19 protein-coding genes are annotated in these 17,894 nt (G+C 68.6%); 17 read left to right on the top strand and 2 right to left on the bottom strand.

Translation table 11 applies throughout. The features are described 5' to 3' along the window. The first annotated feature begins 44 nt into the window (after positions 1-44). The 3 genes from AC6CR5_RS03210 to AC6CR5_RS03200 are packed head-to-tail and all read left to right on the top strand — an operon-like array spanning position 45 to position 3,411. Positions 45-1,016 (top strand): Bug family tripartite tricarboxylate transporter substrate binding protein, encoded by a 972-nt coding sequence (locus AC6CR5_RS03210; protein ID WP_053500695.1) that lies wholly within the window; start codon positions 45-47, stop codon positions 1,014-1,016. Further along, positions 1,013-2,245 (top strand): CaiB/BaiF CoA transferase family protein, encoded by a 1,233-nt coding sequence (locus AC6CR5_RS03205; RefSeq protein WP_058664233.1) that lies wholly within the window; start codon positions 1,013-1,015, stop codon positions 2,243-2,245. The genes AC6CR5_RS03210 and AC6CR5_RS03205 overlap by 4 nt, the downstream gene beginning before the upstream one ends. Further along, a complete protein-coding gene (locus AC6CR5_RS03200) occupies positions 2,245-3,411 on the top strand; it encodes an acyl-CoA dehydrogenase family protein (RefSeq protein WP_006385213.1) in 1,167 nt (388 codons plus the stop codon). Before AC6CR5_RS03205 ends, AC6CR5_RS03200 begins: the two co-directional genes overlap by 1 nt. Positions 3,412-3,448: 37 nt before the next feature. Here AC6CR5_RS03200 and AC6CR5_RS03195 read toward each other — a convergent pair whose 3' ends face one another. Next, on the bottom strand, positions 3,449-4,186 hold the full coding sequence (locus AC6CR5_RS03195; RefSeq protein WP_006385214.1) for an IclR family transcriptional regulator: 738 nt from the start codon (positions 4,184-4,186) through the stop codon (positions 3,449-3,451). Positions 4,187-4,329: 143 nt separating this feature from the next. Here AC6CR5_RS03195 and AC6CR5_RS03190 point away from each other — a divergent pair, with 143 nt between their 5' ends. The 7 genes from AC6CR5_RS03190 to AC6CR5_RS03160 all read left to right on the top strand — a co-directional run bounded on the left by AC6CR5_RS03190 (position 4,330) and on the right by AC6CR5_RS03160 (position 9,576). Beyond that, positions 4,330-4,707, top strand: a complete 378-nt coding sequence (locus tag AC6CR5_RS03190; RefSeq protein ID WP_026385327.1) for a flagellar protein FlaG — start codon at positions 4,330-4,332, stop codon at positions 4,705-4,707. A 144-nt stretch (positions 4,708-4,851) separates the two neighbouring features. After that, complete coding sequence (gene fliD, locus AC6CR5_RS03185) at positions 4,852-6,240, top strand: flagellar filament capping protein FliD (RefSeq protein ID WP_006385216.1); 1,389 nt, start codon at positions 4,852-4,854, stop codon at positions 6,238-6,240. An 18-nt stretch (positions 6,241-6,258) separates the two neighbouring features. Beyond that, entirely contained in the window at positions 6,259-6,687 is a 429-nt protein-coding gene (fliS, locus tag AC6CR5_RS03180; RefSeq protein ID WP_006385217.1) for a flagellar export chaperone FliS, read from the top strand. A 48-nt stretch (positions 6,688-6,735) separates the two neighbouring features. Beyond that, positions 6,736-7,089, top strand: coding sequence for a flagellar protein FliT (locus AC6CR5_RS03175; protein ID WP_006385218.1), 354 nt, complete (start codon positions 6,736-6,738; stop codon positions 7,087-7,089). Continuing rightward, positions 7,086-8,444 (top strand): flagellar hook-length control protein FliK, encoded by a 1,359-nt coding sequence (gene fliK / locus AC6CR5_RS03170; protein ID WP_054472221.1) that lies wholly within the window; start codon positions 7,086-7,088, stop codon positions 8,442-8,444. Before AC6CR5_RS03175 ends, fliK begins: the two co-directional genes overlap by 4 nt. Further along, positions 8,444-8,767 (top strand): EscU/YscU/HrcU family type III secretion system export apparatus switch protein, encoded by a 324-nt coding sequence (locus AC6CR5_RS03165; RefSeq protein ID WP_006385221.1) that lies wholly within the window; start codon positions 8,444-8,446, stop codon positions 8,765-8,767. Before fliK ends, AC6CR5_RS03165 begins: the two co-directional genes overlap by 1 nt. A gap of 11 nt (positions 8,768-8,778) precedes the next feature. Next, on the top strand, positions 8,779-9,576 hold the full coding sequence (locus AC6CR5_RS03160; protein ID WP_049054048.1) for a flagellar brake protein: 798 nt from the start codon (positions 8,779-8,781) through the stop codon (positions 9,574-9,576). A 136-nt stretch (positions 9,577-9,712) separates the two neighbouring features. Here AC6CR5_RS03160 and fliE read toward each other — a convergent pair whose 3' ends face one another. Further along, the gene (fliE, locus tag AC6CR5_RS03155; RefSeq protein ID WP_006385223.1) at positions 9,713-10,045 is read right to left on the bottom strand and encodes a flagellar hook-basal body complex protein FliE; all 333 of its coding nucleotides are present in this window, start codon (positions 10,043-10,045) and stop codon (positions 9,713-9,715) included. Positions 10,046-10,393: 348 nt separating this feature from the next. Here fliE and fliF point away from each other — a divergent pair, with 348 nt between their 5' ends. From fliF to AC6CR5_RS03120, 7 genes are all read left to right on the top strand, one after another. Next, positions 10,394-12,070, top strand: coding sequence for a flagellar basal-body MS-ring/collar protein FliF (gene fliF / locus AC6CR5_RS03150; protein ID WP_006385224.1), 1,677 nt, complete (start codon positions 10,394-10,396; stop codon positions 12,068-12,070). After that, positions 12,060-13,070 carry a flagellar motor switch protein FliG gene (gene fliG, locus AC6CR5_RS03145; protein ID WP_006385225.1) on the top strand — a complete coding sequence of 337 codons (1,011 nt, stop codon included), beginning with the start codon at positions 12,060-12,062 and terminating at the stop codon, positions 13,068-13,070. Before fliF ends, fliG begins: the two co-directional genes overlap by 11 nt. Further along, positions 13,063-13,806, top strand: a complete 744-nt coding sequence (gene fliH / locus AC6CR5_RS03140; protein WP_006385226.1) for a flagellar assembly protein FliH — start codon at positions 13,063-13,065, stop codon at positions 13,804-13,806. Before fliG ends, fliH begins: the two co-directional genes overlap by 8 nt. Then, complete coding sequence (gene fliI / locus AC6CR5_RS03135; protein ID WP_020927356.1) at positions 13,803-15,278, top strand: flagellar protein export ATPase FliI; 1,476 nt, start codon at positions 13,803-13,805, stop codon at positions 15,276-15,278. The genes fliH and fliI overlap by 4 nt, the downstream gene beginning before the upstream one ends. Continuing rightward, entirely contained in the window at positions 15,271-15,720 is a 450-nt protein-coding gene (fliJ, locus tag AC6CR5_RS03130; protein ID WP_006385228.1) for a flagellar export protein FliJ, read from the top strand. The genes fliI and fliJ overlap by 8 nt, the downstream gene beginning before the upstream one ends. Positions 15,721-15,740: 20 nt before the next feature. Continuing rightward, positions 15,741-17,111, top strand: a complete 1,371-nt coding sequence (locus AC6CR5_RS03125; RefSeq protein ID WP_112957521.1) for a flagellar hook-length control protein FliK — start codon at positions 15,741-15,743, stop codon at positions 17,109-17,111. 170 nt (positions 17,112-17,281) lie between these two features. Then, positions 17,282-17,893 carry a flagellar basal body-associated FliL family protein gene (locus AC6CR5_RS03120; RefSeq protein ID WP_026385346.1) on the top strand — a complete coding sequence of 204 codons (612 nt, stop codon included), beginning with the start codon at positions 17,282-17,284 and terminating at the stop codon, positions 17,891-17,893. Position 17,894: the final 1 nt, after the last annotated feature.

The raw sequence follows: 17,894 nt of genomic DNA, 5'->3' as shown, positions 1-17,894 counted from the left end.
CGCAGAAGCCGCGCCCGGTTTCCCACCATCTGGAGAGACAAACCATGCAACTTCACCGCCTGTTGCGCGCCGCCCTGCTTGGCGGCGCCAGCCTGCTGGCCTTGCCCGCGGCCCATGCCGCGGACTATCCGAACAAACCCATCACGCTGATCGTGCCGTTCCCGGCCGGCTCGGGCACCGACGCCGTCGGGCGCATCTTTGGCGCCGAGCTGTCGACCATCCTGGGACAGCAGATCGTGGTCGAGAACAAGCCCGGCGCCAACGCCACCATCGCCGCCAGCTACGTCGCGCGCGCCAAGCCGGACGGCTACACGCTGTTCGTCACCACCAACACCTCGCACTCGGCCGCGCCCTGGCTGATGAAGAACATTCCCTACGACCCGGTCAAAGACTTCACGCCCATCGCGCGCGGCGGCAACCTGCCCTTCATCCTGGTGGCCAACCCCAAGCGGCCCTGGAAGACCGTGGCCGACCTGGTGGCCGATGCGCGCCAGCACCCGGGCCGCATTACCTACGCCAGCGGCAACAGCACCGGCATCGTGGCCGGCGCCACGCTGGCCAACCGCGCCAGGATCGACATCCTGCACGTGCCCTACAAGGGCACGCCGCAAGGCCTGACCGACGTGGTCGGGGGCCAGGTCGACTTCATGTTCACCGACCTGGCATCCGGCCTGCCGTTCGTGCAATCGGGCCAGTTGCGGGCGCTGGCGGTGTCCACCGCCGAGCGCAGCGCCATCGTGCCGGACCTGCCGTCCATGGCGGAGTCGGGCGTGCAGGATTTCGACCTGAACTCCTGGAACGGCTACTTCGGTCCGGCCGGCATGCCGCCCGAAGTGGTGGCCAGGCTCAACGACGCCATCAAACAGGTAGTGGCCAAGCCCGACGTGCGCAAGCGCCTGGCCGGCCTGGGCTTTGACGCCTTCTCCAGTTCGCCCGAGGCCTTCGCCCAGTTCGTCAGCGAGCAGCGCGACCTGTGGGGCAAGCTGATCCGCGACGCGGGGATCGAGCAGCAATGACGACGCCCCACGCAACGCCCCCGCAGGCCGCCGGCCCCCTCGCCGGCGTGCGCATCCTGGACCTGAGCTCGGTCGTGATGGGTCCCTACGCCACCCAGGTGCTGGCCGACCTGGGCGCGGACGTCATCAAGGTGGAGTCGCCGGCGGGTGACAACATGCGCGCCGTCGGCCCCATGCGCAACCCGGGCATGGGGCACCTGTACCTGCACCTGAACCGCAACAAGCGGTCGGTGGTACTGGACCTGAAGACGCCCGAGGGCCGCGAGGCCTGCCTGCGACTGGCCGAGAGTTGCGACGCCCTGCTCTACAACATCCGCCCCCAGGCCATGGCGCGCCTGGGCCTGTCGTACGAGGCGGTGGCCGCGCGCAACCCGCGCATCGTCTACCTGGGCGCCTACGGCTTCGGCGAGACCGGCCCCTACGCCGGCCGCCCGGCCTACGACGACCTGATCCAGGGCCAGACCGGCATCGCCGCGCTGTCCGCGCAGCAAAGCGGCGACGTGCCGCGCTATGCGCCGCTGACGCTGGCGGACCGCGCGGTCGGCCTGCACGTGGGCATCGCCCTGGTCTCGGCGGTCCTTCACGCCCGCGCCAGCGGCCAGGGCCAACAGGTTGAAATCCCCATGTTCGAAGGCATGGCCCACCTGGTGCTGGGCGACCACCTGGGCGGCGCGACCTTCGAACCGCCGCTGGGCCCCACCGGCTATGCGCGGCTGCTGGCGCCGCACCGCCGCCCGTACGCCACGGCCGACGGCTACATCTGCCTGCTGATCTACAACGACAAGCACTGGCGCAACTTCTTTGCCCTGATCGGCCAGCCCGAACTGGGCCAGGACCCGCGCTTCCACACCCACGGCGCGCGCGCGGCGCACATCGACGAGGTCTACGCCTTCGTCGCCGACGTGATCCGCACCCGTCCCAGCCAGGACTGGCTGCGGGACCTGGCGCAAGCCGACATCCCCGCCTCGCAGCTCTACACGGTCGACGACCTGCTGGGGGACGAACACCTGGCGGCCACCGGCTTCGTGCAGCAGCAGGACCACCCCACCGAAGGCCGCCTGCGCACCCCCGCCCCCCTTGGCCGCTACCAGGGCACGCCGACCTCCATCCGCCGCCCGGCGCCCACGCTGGGCCAGCACAGCCGCGAAGTGCTGGCCGAGGCCGGCTACGACGACGCGGCCATCGACGCCCTCTTCTCCCATCGCATCACCCAGGACGGAACCCACTGATGGACTTCGAATTCACCCCCGACCAACTGGCCCTGCGCGACGCCGTGTCGCGCATCTGCGAACGCTATCCCGACGACTACTGGCTGGAACGCGACCGCGAGGGCGGTTTCCCCGAGCCGCTGCACGCCGACCTGGCGCGCGACGGCTGGCTCGGCATCGCCATGCCGCAGGAGCACGGCGGCGCCGGCCTGGGCATGACCGAGGCCGCCCTGATGATGCAGACCATTGCCGCCTCGGGCGCCGGCTTCACCGGCGCCTCGGCCGTGCACATGAACATCTTCGGCCTGAACCCGGTGGTGGTGTTCGGCAACGACGAGCAGCGCGCCCGCTGGTTGCCGCCGTTGATCTCGGGCCGCGAGAAGGCCTGCTTCGCCGTGACCGAGCCCGATGCCGGCCTGGACACCACCAAACTCGGCACCCGCGCCGTGCGCCAGGGCGACGAATACGTGGTGCATGGCCGCAAGATCTGGATCTCGACCGCCCAGGTGGCCGACAAGATGCTGCTGCTGGCGCGCACCACGCCGCTGGCGGACGTGGCCAAGCCGACCCAGGGGCTGTCGCTGTTCTATACGGACCTGGACCGGGCCAAGGTCGAGGTGCGCGAGATCGAGAAGATGGGCCGCAAGGCGGTGGACTCGAACATGCTGTTCATCGATGGCCTGCGGATTCCGGTCGCCGACCGCATCGGCGAGGAAGGCCGCGGCTTCGAATACATCCTGCACGGCCTGAATCCGGAACGCATCCTGATCGCCGCCGAGGCGGTCGGCATCGGCCGCGCCGCCCTGGAGCGGGCGGTGCGCTATGCCGGCGAGCGCAAGGTGTTCGGCCGGCCGATCGGCCAGAACCAGGGCATCCAGCATCCCCTGGCGCAGGCCTGGATGCAGTTGGAGGCCGCCGACCTGATGGTATTCAAGGCCGCCAGCCTGTACGACGCCGGCCAGCCCTGCGGCCCCGCCGCCAACGCCGCCAAGTACCTGGCGGCCGAAGCCGGCTACAACGCCTGCCAGACGGCGGTGATGACACTGGGCGGCATGGGCTACGCCAAGGAATACCACGTGGAACGGCTGTTGCGCGAAAGCTTCATTCCGCGCATCGCGCCGGTCAGCCCGCAGCTGATCATGTGCTTCATCGCGGAAAAAGTGCTGGGGCTGCCGAAGTCCTATTGAACCCGCGCCCGTTCGAGCCGGCCGGCCACGGCCGGGCTCAGGATTGCTGTTCCAGCCCGGTGCAGGCCGAGCGCAGAATGCGGGCGTATTCCTCCTGGCACGGCTCGATCCGGTAGATCGGGCCGCCCACCGAGATGGCGTAGTGCTCGCCCGACAGCGTCACCGGCCAGGCGATGGCGCCGACATCGGGAATCGATTCGCCGCTGTTCATGAACCAGCCGCGCTGGCGCGACCGGTCGATGTCCTGCAATACCGCGTCGCGGGTGACCAACGTGCGCTCGTTGTAGCGCGTCAGCGGCGTGGCCGCCAGGAGCGCGTCGCGGGCCGGCTCGTCCATCAGCGACATGAGCGCTTTTCCCAGCGAATTGGCGTGTACGTCCTTGAACTCGCCGGCAACCGGCGCGTATCGGATCGTATGGGGCGAGTCCAGCACATCCAGGTATACCACCCGGCCGTCCTGCGCCAGCTTGGCGAACACGACGGTTTCGCGGGTCGCGTCGCGCAGCTCGACCAGGCTGGGGTAGACCCGGTCCAGCACCGGATCGGCGCGGGCGATGCGCTGCGCCATCGCCAGCAGGCGGCCGGTCGGATAGTACCCCTGGCGGCGGCCGGTTTCATAGAGATAGCCCAGCCCGGTCAGGGTGCGGATCAGCGCCAGGCAGCTGGATACCGGCACGTCCAGCAGCCGGGCCAGTTCCGACAGGGGCAATGCGCGCTTCTCCCGGGCGTAGGTTTCGATGATTTCTATGACTCGCAACGCCGTCTTGACACTCATTGCCCGATCCCAACTTGTTAGCACATGAAACATCCGTCCGCGCCCGGGCCTAAAGTTCCCTGCGGGACTGCCGTAATCGTAGCTGAGAATTCCCTGAAAACAGCGCGTTCCTCCGAGACGCCCACATCGCCGTTGGAGTGATCATGGCCGTAACCCCCTTAGCCCCCGCTACGTTCGCGCCGACGCCGGTCGCGCCCGTGCCGGTCGCCGTCGATCCGTCGGTCACCGTCGCGCCGCCGGTCGCCGGCAGCCAGAGCGGCGGCGCCGACACCGCCACGTCGGAGCAGTCGACTTCCCAGAAGCTGCCCCTGGATAAGGCGCTCGATGAAATCAACGAGCAAATGAAGGCCTGGTCCACCCAGCTGCAGTTCGAGGTCGACCCCGACGTGCACCAGGTGGTGGTGTCCGTGGTTGACGCCGAATCAGGGGACGTCATACGCACCATCCCGAGTGAAGCCGTACTGAAGATCGCCAAAATGATCGTCAACATGCAAGGAAACGGCATCAAAACCACGGCTTGATATGGCACCCGATATTTTCTGCTGTGCCCGTTTTGGCGCCAATCGATGATGGAAGCATCGAATTAGGCCCGCCTTATGCCCTTACCCGGCCAATCGCCGGCACCCTATTTTTGACAGAATCGCATCGCTAGGAAGGAATTTCACATGGCCTCTATCACTAACCTCGGTTCGGTTTCCGGTCTGCCCCTGGAAAAGATCCTGTCCGACCTGCAGACCGCCGAGGATAAGAAGCTCTCGATCTACACCACCCGCGCCGAAAGCTACAAGACCCGCATCGACGCCTACGCGCAGTTGCAAAGCGCGCTGGAAGCCCTGCAGAAGTCGGCCGGCGTGCTGGGCAAGACCGAGACGATGGCTGCCATCAAGGGCAGCGTGACCGGCGGTAACGCCTTGACGGCCACCGTGGCCGCCGAGGGCGCCGTCGCGGGCCAGTACACCATCACCGTGAACAACCTGGCCCGTGCCCAGAGCCTGCAATCGGGCGCCGTGGCCGACCGCACCGCCAAGCACGGCGACACCGGCTCGTTCGAGATCGAACTGGCCGACGGCACCAAGCGCACCATCGACCTCAAGGGCGACACCTCGCTCAACGGCATCGTCAAGGCCATCAACGCCGACGACAAGTCCGGCCTGCGCGCCACCGTCATCAACGACGGCAACGGCAACAACTACCTGATGCTGACGGCCAAGGACACCGGCGTCCAGGCCTCGGTCAAGAACATCACCGTCACCGGCGACCAGTCGCTCAAGGACATCCTGTCCTTCAGCACCGCCGCCGACGGCACCACTACCGGCATGGCCAACACCAAGGCCGAAGACGCCGAAGTGGTCATCAACGGCATCACGGTCAAGAGCGGTTCGAACAACGTGTCCAAGGCCATCGACGGCGTCACGCTGAACCTGACCGAGAAAACCGAGGCCGGCAAGCCGATCACGCTCAAGCTCGAATCCGACACGTCGGTCGCCAACAAGGCCATCCAGGACTTCGTCAAGACCTACAACGCGCTGCAGACGACCATCAAGAACCTGACGGCCTTCGACGCAAAGGCCGCCACCAACCAGCCGCTGACCGGCGACGGCACCACGCGCTCGATCCAGTCGTCCGTGACCAACGCGCTGCAGGCCGTGCTGGGCGAAGGCACCGTCCGCTCGCTGGCCGACCTGGGCATCACCACCGACCCGCAGACGCGCCAGCTCAAGCTTGACCAGACCAAGCTGGACAAGGCGCTGACCGGCAACCCCGCCGACGTCACCAAGCTGCTGACCGGCGAACACGGCCTGGCCAAGAACTTCGAAGCCGCCTTCAAGGACGTGCTGGGCAGCACCGGTTCGCTGAAGACGCGCACCGACGGCCTGGCCAAGACGATGAGCGACCTGGACGCCCAGCAAAAGCGCGCCAAGGCCGCCAGCGACGCGGAAATCGACCAGATGCGCACGCGTTTCGTGGCGCTGGACAAGTTCTACATGCAGATGCAGACCACCGCCAACTACCTGACCCAACAATTTGCGGCGATGAACAAATCGAGCAAATAACCTGTAGAAGATGCATTAATGACTTACGCCGCCCGCCGCCCCACAGGGTCCCAATCCGTCCGCTCCTACGCCGATATTGGCCTGGAAACCCAGGTGCTGGGCGCGAGCCCCGAGCGGCTGATCACCCTGCTGTACCTGGGTGCCCGGGCAGCGATCGGGCAGGCGCGCATCCACCTGCAGGAAGGTCGGGTCGCCGAGCGCGGCGCGGCTATCTCGAAAGCGATCAAGATCGTCGATGAAGGCTTGAAGACCGGGTTGAACATGGAGGCCGGCGGCGACATCGCCGCCAACCTCGCCCGGCTCTACGATTACATCGTCCGCACCTTGCTGACGGCAAATCTGAAAGCGGATACCGAGCAACTCGATATCGCCGACCGCCTGCTGGCGGACCTGGCCGAGGCTTGGCAGACCTCCATCGACCGACCGGCTGGCATAGCGCAGCCCTGATGGCCCAGAAACACAAATCCAGCCAGCCATCGAACGCCCGAGATTTCCATGACGTCCCTTACCCAGTACTCATCCCCCATTCTGGAACACTACCAGGAGATCGCTCTCATCACGGGCGAGATGTTGACGGCCGCCCAGGCCGGCGACTGGGATACGGCGATGGCCCACGGGCAGCAATACTGCGAGCTGGTCGAACGCCTGCGCATCGCGGAACCGACCGCGCCGCTGGATGAGGCCGGCCGCGCCATGAAATACGACCTGCTGGTGCGCATCCTGGAAAACGACGCCATGACGCGTGACCTGGCGCTGCCGCAACTGGCCCGGCTGGGCGAACTGCTGGGCCGCATGAAGCGCCAGCAGACCCTGCTCTCGGCCTACGGCTACCAGGCGCCTGAAGCATGAGCGTAGGTCCCGCGGCACTCGGCAATGTCCTAGTGCAGCGGTTGGACGCCGTGCTTGGCACGACGATGTCCGCCGCCAGCGCCAACCAGGTGTCCGGCGCGCGGCCGGATGCGGTCAGCCAGCCAGGCAACCTGGACAAGCCCGGCTCGGCCGACGGCTCCAATCGCGACCCCCGGCAAGGCATCCAGACCGGCGGCGCCCGCGGCGATCGCCCGGCCACCGTCATCGATGCCAAGACCGCGGCCGCCCTGGCGCTGGCCGCGCGCGGCCTGGTCACCAGCAGTGACACCACCGCCTCGGCGCCCACCACCCTCGGCACCACCGCACGCGCGATCCTCGCCCTGCTGGCCCAGTACCCCGAAGCCGCGCCCGCCGTGCAAGGCCGCGCCCCCCTCTGGACGGCGCCCCCCTCTGCGCAACCGACCGGCGCGCCGGCCCCGCAGGCCGGCCAACCCGCCAGCCAGCCGGGAGCCCCCGGACAACCCACGGCCGCCCCCGCTGCCGGACAGGCGGCAGCGCCAGCGCCTGCCCCCACCACCGCGGCGGCACTGGCCGCGGCTGCCGCGGCCAGTGCCGACCCCGCCGCCGAGACACCGTCCACCAACCGGCCCGCGCGCCCAGCCGGATCGGGCGAAGGCGCCACCGGCGCCAGGAACGCCGAAGCCACGACCCACGCCACCCTGGCTCCTGGCGCGCCGTCGGCCAAGATCCTGGGCCAGGCGTTACGCGCCGCGTTGCAGACCAGCGGCCTGTTCTACGAATCGCACCTGACCGACCTGGTCTTTGGCCGCAGCAACCCGTCCCAGCTGCAGCAGGAACCCCAGGCCCGGCTGACTCGCAGCGGAGTCCCCACGGACGCGGATACCGCGCGTCCGCGCGCCGAGTCCCAGGCCGGCGGCGGCCGCGCCGGCGACGCCAACGCGGCGCCCGGCAACACCAATGCCCCGGCGCCCGGCACGCCGGTCAGCGGCATCCACCAGGACCTCACCCTGCTGGTGCGCCAGCAACTGGACGTGCTCGCCAACCAGGCCCTGACCTGGCAAGGCGAGGCCTGGCCCGGCACGCCGATGGAATGGGAGGTGGAACGCGACCCCTACGGCGGCGATCCGGAATCGGCGGTGTCCACCTGGGCAACCCGCCTGAAACTCGATCTGCCGCGGCTGGGCCTGGTGGACGCGCGCTTGAACCTGGCCGGCGACCAGATCGTGCTGCAACTGGTCGCGCCCCATAGCGCCGCCGAAATCAACGACTCCTCGGACCAGCTGCGCTCACGCCTGCTGGCTGCCGGCCTCACGCTCAGCCACCTGGTGGTGAACGTGGTGGACCCGCGTCCCGTCATACCCGCGGATATCTGATGCGCACCGCTCCGCCCCCCGAACAGGGCCCCAACGCCAACCGCAACGCCGCGGTCGCCATCTCGTATGACGACAAGGACGCCGCCCCGCGGGTGGTGGCCAAGGGCTACGGCCAGCTGGCCGACACCATCGTGCGCGCCGCCGAAGAGAACGGGCTGTACGTGCACGAATCGCGTGAACTCGTCGGCCTGCTGATGCAGGTGGACCTGGACGCGCATATTCCTCCCCAACTCTACGTGGCGGTGGCAGAATTGCTGGCCTGGCTCTATCGCCTCGAATCGCGCGAACTCCCCGAGGCCGCGCCGCCCGCCCCCACTCTCTAAGGACAAGCACCGTGTTGGACGCCAGCGATCCGGAATTCCTGCTCACCCGGCCGGAAGACATGCGCGCCGCCCTCTTCGAACTGACGCACCCCGACAGCCACATCCTGGTGCGCGACGCCGCGGACCGCGAAATGGCCGTGCTGGTGCTGGGGGCGGACAAGCAGACGCGGCAGTTCTTCTGGCGTCCGCGCGACTATGCCGGCGCCGATTTCGAGCAGTCGGACAGCATGGGCCTGCTGAGCGGCACCACCTTCCATTTCAACGCCACCGCCTATGGCGGCGTACAGATCCGCTTCCGGGTCTCGCGCCCGGAGGTCATCCACTTCGATGACGGCAGCGCGGCGCTGATGTCGCCCTTCCCCGACCGCCTGGCGCGCATCCAGCGCCGCAAGATGTTCCGGGCCTCGCTGGTCTCCAGCGCCAGCCGCTGCCACGCCTCGTGGCGTCCGGCGCCCGCCGCGAAACCCATCAGTTTCTCGGTGCGCGACATTTCGGTGGATGGCGTCGGCCTGCGGGTGGAACTGGCGGTGCCGACGTTGCCGCAACGCGGCGCGGTACTCGAGGACGTGCAGCTCGACTTTGGCGAGCTGGGCAAGCTCAACGCGAACCTGGAAGTGCGCAATGTGTATCCGGTGTCGGGCCAACCCATGATCCAGGCCGCCAGTCCGGACGAACCCGCGCCAACGCATGTGTCGCTGACCGGCGAGCCGCCCCTGAGCCATGTGGGCGCGGTGTTCCTGAACCTGGATGCGCGGCAGGAAAACTGGCTGCAGCAGGTGGTCTGGCGCCTGGAGAAAAACGCCCGATAGGCGCACTGCGAGCCAGGAGCGCCGCCGGACGGTTGCTTGTGCCGGAACGGCTGAAGATGCGGCGGATCCAACGCCGCTGGCGGATCCGCTTGGCGGGGCTGCGGCATGATCCGCCACCCCGCTGTCCTGCCCGTGGTTACACGGCCATCGACGAGATTTCCTTGTAGGCCGCAACCAGCTTGTTGCGCACCTGCACGGCCGTCTGGAAGCCGATGCTGGCCTTCTGCAGGTCGATCATGACATCGTTGAGCGAAACGTCGGGCGCGCCCAGTTCGAAGGCCTTGGCCTGCGCGGTGGCGGCGTTCTGCGCCGAGGTGACGCGGCGGATGGAACGCTGCAGTTCGGCGGCGAAACCATCGGGCTGGGCCACGGCTTCGCCCGCGGCGAGATTGCCGGTTTCCGCCTTGGTCACCGCCACGCGCATCTGCTGGAGCATGCTCTCGATGCCGGACAAGCCTGATACAGCCATTACGTTATTCCTTGCTGGTAGGACGAGGGACTACGCCCAGGATGGATGCAGCGTAACCCGGCATCGTCCGCGCCATAGCGCCTAAAAGCCGCCAAAACACCCGATATTTCCGCGAATGCGGCGAGCCCGCCGGCACGGTCCGCGAGCCGCTCCGGGGGGCCGGCGCGCCCGCTTGTCGACATAGGGGATAAGTAACGCCAAAAAACCGCTGTTTTCGACGATTGGGTTTGCTAACTCAGCAGCAATAATCCAGGCTCTCCCCAGACCAGAAGCACGTTGCATGTGTAATCTGCCCTACCCGAACATGAAGTCATTTTCCCTGCTCCGCGAAGCCAGCGGGAGCCGCCAATGAATCAGCAGGCTACCCTGAGCGCGTCGCTTCTGGCGAAGTTTCCCGTGTTGGAAAAGATACGCGCCCTGCCCAAGCCGGTGCTGCTTGGCGCGGCCGCCGCGCTGGTCGCGCTGATCGTCGCCGTGGCGATGTGGAGCAGCGAGCCCAAGTACAAGGTGCTGTTCTCGAACCTGGACGACCGCGACGGCGGCGCCATCGTGACCGCCCTGGGCACCATGAACGTGCCCTACAAGTACAACGACACCGGCACCGCTCTGCTGGTGCCGGCCGACCGCGTCTACGACGCCCGCCTGCAGCTGGCCTCGCAAGGCCTGCCGCGCGGCGGCTCGGTCGGCTTCGAACTGATGGACAACGCCCGTTTCGGCGCCAGCCAGTTCGCCGAGCAGATCAACTACCAGCGCGGCCTGGAAGGCGAGCTGGCGCGCTCGATCGAATCCATGCACACCGTGCAGCACGCCCGCGTGCACCTGGCCATGCCGCGCCAGTCGCTGTTCGTGCGTGAACGCCAGCCGCCGACCGCCTCGGTGCTGCTGAACGTCTACCCCGGCCGCAGCCTGAGCGATGCCCAGGTCTCGGCCATTTCCTGGCTGGTCGCCTCCAGCGTGCCGGAACTGACCGCCGAAAACGTCTCGATCGTCGACCAGAACGGCCGCCTGCTGTCCGCCCCCACTGGCGAAGGCCGGGGCATGGACGCCGACCAGATGCGCATGGTCCGCGAGACCGAGCAACGCACCGTCGAACGCATCCTCACCATCCTCAATCCGCTGGTCGGTCCGGGCAACGTGCACGCCCAGGCCAGCGCCGAAATGGACTTCTCGCGCCGCGAGGAAACGTCCGAGGTCTACCGCCCCAACCAGGAGCCCGGCCAGGCCGCCATCCGCAGCCAGCAGACCAGCGAATCGAACCAGCGCGGCATCAATCCCGCGCAGGGCGTGCCTGGCGCGCTGTCCAACCAGCCGCCGGCCAACGCCCAGGCGCCGATCGCCAATCCGCCGCAGACTCAACCGCCCCGTCCCGGCCAGCCGCAGCAGCAGGGCCAGCAGCAACAGCAACAGACCGCCACCGGCGCCGGCGCCCAGGGCGCCGGCGGCACCGTCAGCGATCGCCGCGACGCCACCACCAACTACGAAGTCGACCGCACCATCAGCCACATCAAGCAGCCTGTCGGCATGCTCAAGCGCCTGTCGGTGGCCGTGGTGGTCAATTACGTGCGCGACAAGGACGGCGAACCCCAGGCCTTGCCGCCCGAGGAACTGAGCAAGCTCACCAACCTGGTGCGCGAGGCGATGGGCTATTCCGAAAGCCGTGGCGATTCGCTGAACCTGGTCAACAGCCAGTTCAACGACGGCCCGCCGGCCGTGCCGATGTGGCGCGATCCGGAAATGATCTCGCTGTTCAAGACCATCCTGGCCTGGCTGGTGGGTGGCGTGCTGGCCCTGTGGCTGTACCGCAAGGTCCGCCGCTCGGTGGGCGACTACCTGTACCCGCCGGTCGATCCCGAAGTGGCCGAGGCCGAGCGCATCGAAGCCCAGCGCGAGGCCCAGGACCTGGCCCGCGCCAAGGAAACCGACCGTTACCAGGACAACCTGGAACGCGCCCGCACGATGGCGAACAAGGATCCGCGCGCCGTCGCGATGGTCCTGCGCACCTGGATGACCAAAGATGAAAAATGATTCCAAGCCCATGGACGGCATGACGCGCAGCGCCGTCCTGATGATGTCGCTGGGTGAAGACGCCGCGGCCGAGGTCTTCAAGTACCTCACCGCCCGCGAAGTCCAGCAGGTCGGCGCCGCCATGGCCAGCCTCAAGCAGGTCACCCGCAACGACGTGGCCGTGGTGCTGGAGGAATTCCGCCAGGAAGCCGACCAGTTCATGGCCGTCACGCTGGGTTCGGACGACTACATCCGCACCGTGCTGACCAAGGCGCTGGGCAGCGACCGCGCCGCCGGCCTGATCGAAGACATCCTGGAAGCCGGCGAAGGCGGCAGCGGCATCGACGCCCTGAACTGGCTCGATCCGCATACCGTGGCCGAGCTGATCGGCGACGAACACCCGCAGATCATCGCCACCATCCTGGTGCACCTGGAACGCGACCGCGCCGCCGGCGTGCTGGCGCTGCTGACCGACCGCCTGCGCAACGACGTCATGCTGCGTATCGCCACCTTCGGCGGCGTGCAGCCCGCGGCCCTGTCGGAACTGACCGAAGTGCTCAATTCCGTGCTGGCCGGCCAGGGCGCCAAGCGCAGCAAGATGGGTGGCGTGCGCACCGCGGCCGAGATTCTCAACATGATGAATTCGGCCGAAGAGGAAACCGTGGTCGCCAGCCTGCGCGAACGCGACAACGACCTGGCGCAGAAGATCATCGACGAGATGTTCGTGTTCGACAACCTGCTCGACATCGAAGACCGCGCGATCCAGCTCATCCTCAAGGAAATCGACAACGACACGCTCATGGTCGCGCTCAAGGGCGCCCAGGAAGAACTGCGCGCCAAGTTCCTGCGCAACATGTCCAGCCGCGCCGCCGAAATGCTGCGCGAGGACCTGGAAGCGCAAGGCCCGATCCGCATGTCGAAGGTCGAGACCGAGCAGAAGAAGATCCTGCAGATCGCCCGCCGCCTGGCCGAGAGCGGCCAGATCGTGCTGGGCAACTCCGGAGACGACGCGTATGTCTGAAGCGGATACCGGCCAGTCGACGCTCATCTCGCGCAGTGCCGCCTGGCGGCGCTGGCAGATGCTGTCGTTCGACGAGCCGCCGCCCGTCGAAGTCGAACCCGAGCCCGAACCCGACCCGGGCCCCGACCCGGAAGTGGTGATGGCCCAGTTGCGCGCCCAGGCCATCGCCGAAGGCCGCGAGGAAGGCTACGCGCAGGGCCATGCCGCCGGCCTGGAAGCCGGTCGCGCCGAAGGCCATGAAGCGGGCCTGGCCGCCGGCCGCGAAGCCGGCTACGCCGAGGGCCTGGCCCAGGCGCGCGAACAAGGCGCGCAGGAAGCGCAACACCTGCACGCGCTGGTGCAGGCCTGCGCCGAATCGGTCGGCTCGCTGGAAGAAAAGATGGGCCAGAGCCTGCTGACGCTGGCCCTGGACATCGCCCAGCAAGTCGTGCGCACCACCCTGGCCGAACAGCCCGAGACCGTCGCCAGCGCCGTGCGCGAAGTGCTGCACATCAATCCCACCGCCGGCGGCCAGATGCGCCTGTGGGCCAACCCCGCCGACATCGAACTGATCCGCCTGCACCTGGCCGACGAGCTCAAGGAAGGCCACTGGCGCGTGCTGGCCGACGAATCCATCGCCCGCGGCGGTTGCCGCGCCGAGACGCCGTTCGGCGACATCGACGCCACCCTGCAGACCCGCTGGCGCCGCGTCGCGGCCTCGCTGGGCCGCAACGTCAACTGGGAGGAGCCGGCGTGAGCGCCAATCCGGCCCCCGCGCAGCCCGGCCAACCGGCCGTGCCCGTGATCGACCGCTGGCAGACGCAGCTGCAGATCGGTTCGATCCGCGCCGCCTCGACCGACCCCTGGCTGGTCAGCGGCAAGATCACGCGCGCCACGGGCCTGGTGCTGCACGCCACCGGACTGCGCCTGCCCGTGGGGGCCGCCGCCCGCATCGAGATCGCGCGCGGCCACGACCACTGGGCCGATGCCGAAGTGGTCGGCTTCGACGGCCACACCCTCTACCTGATGCCGCAGGCCGACATTTCCGGCCTGCCGCCCGGCGCCCGCGTGGTGCCCGGCGAACCGCCGGTGCAGCGCCAGATCCCGCTGCCGCGCAAGGCCGAACTGAACGGCAACGCCAAGCCGCAGCTGGGCCGCCACCTGCCGGTGGGCAACGCCCTGCTCGGCCGCGTGCTGGATGGCGCCGGCCGGCCGCTGGACGGCCTGGGCCCGCTGACCGGCGCCGAACTGGCGCCGCTCTCGGCCCAGCCGATCAATCCGCTGTCGCGCGCCCCGATCGACACCGTGCTCGACACCGGCGTGCGCGCCATCAACGGCCTGCTCACCGTCGGCCGCGGCCAGCGCATGGGCCTGTTCGCCGGCTCCGGCGTGGGCAAGAGCGTGCTGCTGGGCATGATGGCCCGTTACACCAAGGCCGACATCATCGTGGTCGGCCTGATCGGCGAACGGGGCCGCGAAGTCAAGGAATTCATCGAGCACAACCTGGGCCCGGAAGGCCTGGCGCGCTCGGTGGTGGTGGCCGCCCCGGCCGACGTCTCGGCGCTGCTGCGCCTGCAGGGCGCGGCCTACGCCACGCGCCTGGCGGAACACTTCCGCGACCAGGGCCTGGACGTGCTGCTGATCATGGATTCGCTCACCCGCTACGCCATGGCGCAACGGGAAATCGCGCTGGCTATCGGCGAGCCGCCCGCCACCAAGGGCTATCCGCCTTCGGTGTTCGCCAAGCTGCCGACCCTGGTCGAACGCGCCGGCATGGGCGCGCCCGGCCCGAACGGCAAGGCCGGCTCGATCACCGCGTTCTATACCGTGCTGGCCGAAGGCGATGACCAGCAGGACCCGATCGCCGACTCGGCCCGTGCCATCCTGGACGGCCACGTGGTGCTGTCGCGCCACCTGGCCGAAGCCGGCCACTACCCCGCCATCGACATCGAGGCGTCGATCTCGCGCGCCATGACCTCGCTGATCACGCCGCAGCAGTTCTCGGTGGTGCGCCGCTTCAAGCAGACGCTGTCGCGCTACCAGCGCAACCGCGACCTGATCGCCGTGGGCGCCTACGCCGCCGGCAATGACCCGCAGCTGGACGATGCCATCGCGCGCTACCCGCGCCTGGAAGCCTTCCTGCAACAGGATATCGGCGAAAACGTCGGCTACGAGGATGCGGTGGAACAACTGCGCGCCAGTTTCGAATTGAGGGATACCTATGCCTAGCCAATTGCCCCTGGACATGCTGATCAACCTGGCCAAGGAAAGCACGGACGAAGCCGCGCGCCTGCTGGGCCGGCTCAGCACCGAGCGCACCAATGCCGAACGCCAGCTCGGCATGTTGCAGGACTACCGCCAGGACTACCTCGAACGCCTGCAGCAGGCCATGACGACCGGCATGTCGGCCAGCGACTGCCACAACTACCAGCGCTTCATTGGCACCCTGGACGATGCCATCGGCCAGCAGCAGAACGTGCTGCGCCAGGCCGACGAGAACCTGGCCAAGGGCCGTCTGTACTGGCAGCAGGAAAAGCGCAAGCTCAACTCGTACGACGCCCTGGCGCAGCGTGAATTGCGCGCCCAGGCCGTGGTGGAATCGCGCCGCGAGCAGCGCGCCAACGACGAATACTCCGCCCGCCTGGTCCAGCGCCAGGCCGGAATGCATTAATTGCCCACAGGAAGCCCGATATGACCGCTCCCCTGCCCACCCCCGCCATCGCGCCCGCCGCGCCGGTCTCGATCGCCGACACGCTCGGCGCCAAGTCCGCGGCCGCCTCGACCAAGAAGGGCCCGTCGTTCTCCGACGTGCTGGCCCAGCAGCGTCCCAACCCGTCCGCCGACGCGCGACCGGCCAATAACAACGGCGTCAAGACACCCGCGTCCGGCGGCAAGACCTCCGGCGATGCCGCGGGCAACGCCGAAGACGCCGCCGCCTCGGCCATCGACAACGCCGTGCAGACCGCGGCCCAGGCCGAGGCCGGCGCGCTTGCCGTCGCCGCCACGCAGCAACCGGCCACGCCGGTCGTGTTGCCGGAGCAGGCGCTCGAGATCGCCGCCCAGGCCGCCGAGCAGGTCCAGTTGGCGCGGGGCAATGCCCAGGCCGCCGCCACGGCCATCGGCAGCGGCGCCGCCGTGGTGCAGGCCGCGCTCACCGCCAACGATGCCATCGCAACGCCGCGCACGCCGGTGCCGGCCACCGCGCAGCAGGCCGAGGCCGCGGCCGCCCTGGCCAGCCGCGACGCCCAGGTCGCGCAGCCGGTGATCACCGCCGCCGTCAAGGCGGGCTCCGCGCCCGCCGTCGAAGCAGCCCCCGTCAAGACTGCGCCGGCAGCCGAGCTGCCGCGTCCGGCGCCCGAAGCCGCCGCCCCGCGCGCGGCCAACCCGCGTGTCGCCGCGCCCGAAGCCGCGCCCGCCTTGCCGCAACACGCCCGCACCGAAGAAGACCCGGCCGCGCCGTTGCCCAGCACCGCGCAACAGTTCCAGCTGCCGCAGCACGCCACCAACGCCCAGGATCACCTGGCGCAGGCGATCGCCGCTGCCAGCCAGCGCCAGCAGCCGGCTCCCGTCTCCAACCCCGCCAGCGTCGCCGTGCCCAACGTGCCGGTCATGCTGCAGGTCGCCACGCCGGTCGGCGGCACCCATTGGGGCACCGAACTGGGCCAGCAGATGGTGGTGATGAGCAACAACGTGCGCCAGGGCACCCAGACCGCCGAACTGCGCCTGGACCCGCCCGACCTCGGCCCGCTGCGCGTCAGCATCAACCTGGCCGACGGCGTCGCCAGCGCTTCGTTCGTGTCGGCCCACGCCTCGGTGCGCCAGGCCATCGAAACCGCGATTCCGCAATTGCAGCAGGCGCTGGCCCAGGCCGGCATCTCGCTGGGCCAGACCAGCGTCGGCGAACAGGCCGCGCAGCAGGAATTCGCCCAGCACAATGGCGGCGGTTCGCAACGCCAGGGCGGCGGCAATGGCGCCGCGGTGGCCGATGCCGCGATCGATGGCCAGGCGGCCACCGTGACGGCTGCGCGCAACGCCAATGCGCTGGTCGACACCTTCGCGTAACAATCACGCGGCCCGCGGCTGGCAACGGTTGCGGGCGGTGCAGCAATAGCTTGAGATACACGGCTTTCGCCCTGTTTTTCGCCTCCAATCGGGGGCGCGATTTCGGGCAGAATGCTTTCATCCACTAAGAATCCGTTTTCATCAGCGGCAAAACACGCATCGACACCGAGATGGCGACTTCCAAACCCACAACCATGCCGCCGCGCGGCCCGCTTCCGACACGCTCCGGCGGCATAGGCCGCATTCTTCGTCCGCTGCTCATGATCCTGGTGCTGCTGCTGGTGGCCGCCGCCAGCGCCGGCGCGACCTGGTTCATCGCGCAGCGCATGCAGCCGCAAGGCGGTGGCGCGCCGGTGCAACTGGGCGTGGGCCAGACCGGCAACCAGCCGGGCCAGCCCGGCGCCGCCGGCCCGCAGGCCACGCCGACCACGTTCGTCGCCCCGCCCACGACGCCGGCCGCCGTGCCGGCGCCGATCTTCGTGCCGATCGAGGCCTTCACGGTCACGTTGCAGAACGCCGACACCGAACGCATCATGCACGTCGGCCTGACCCTGCGCGTGAGCGACGAACAGACCCGCATCCGCCTGGAAAAGTACATGCCTGAAGTGCGCAGCCGCATCCTGATGGTGCTGTCTTCGCAATCGCCCACCGGCGTGCAGACGCAACAGGGCAAGACCGACATGGCCAACGCCATCAAGCAAGCCGTCAATCGCCCGTTCGCGCCCCTGCCGGACGGCCAGTATGTCACCGACGTACTGTATACGGCGTTCGTGGTGCAATAAG

It is taken from the genome of Achromobacter sp. EG18 (assembly GCF_059759395.1).
Note: the sequence above shows the minus strand (reverse complement) of the source record. Positions and strands in the feature narration are given on the sequence as shown.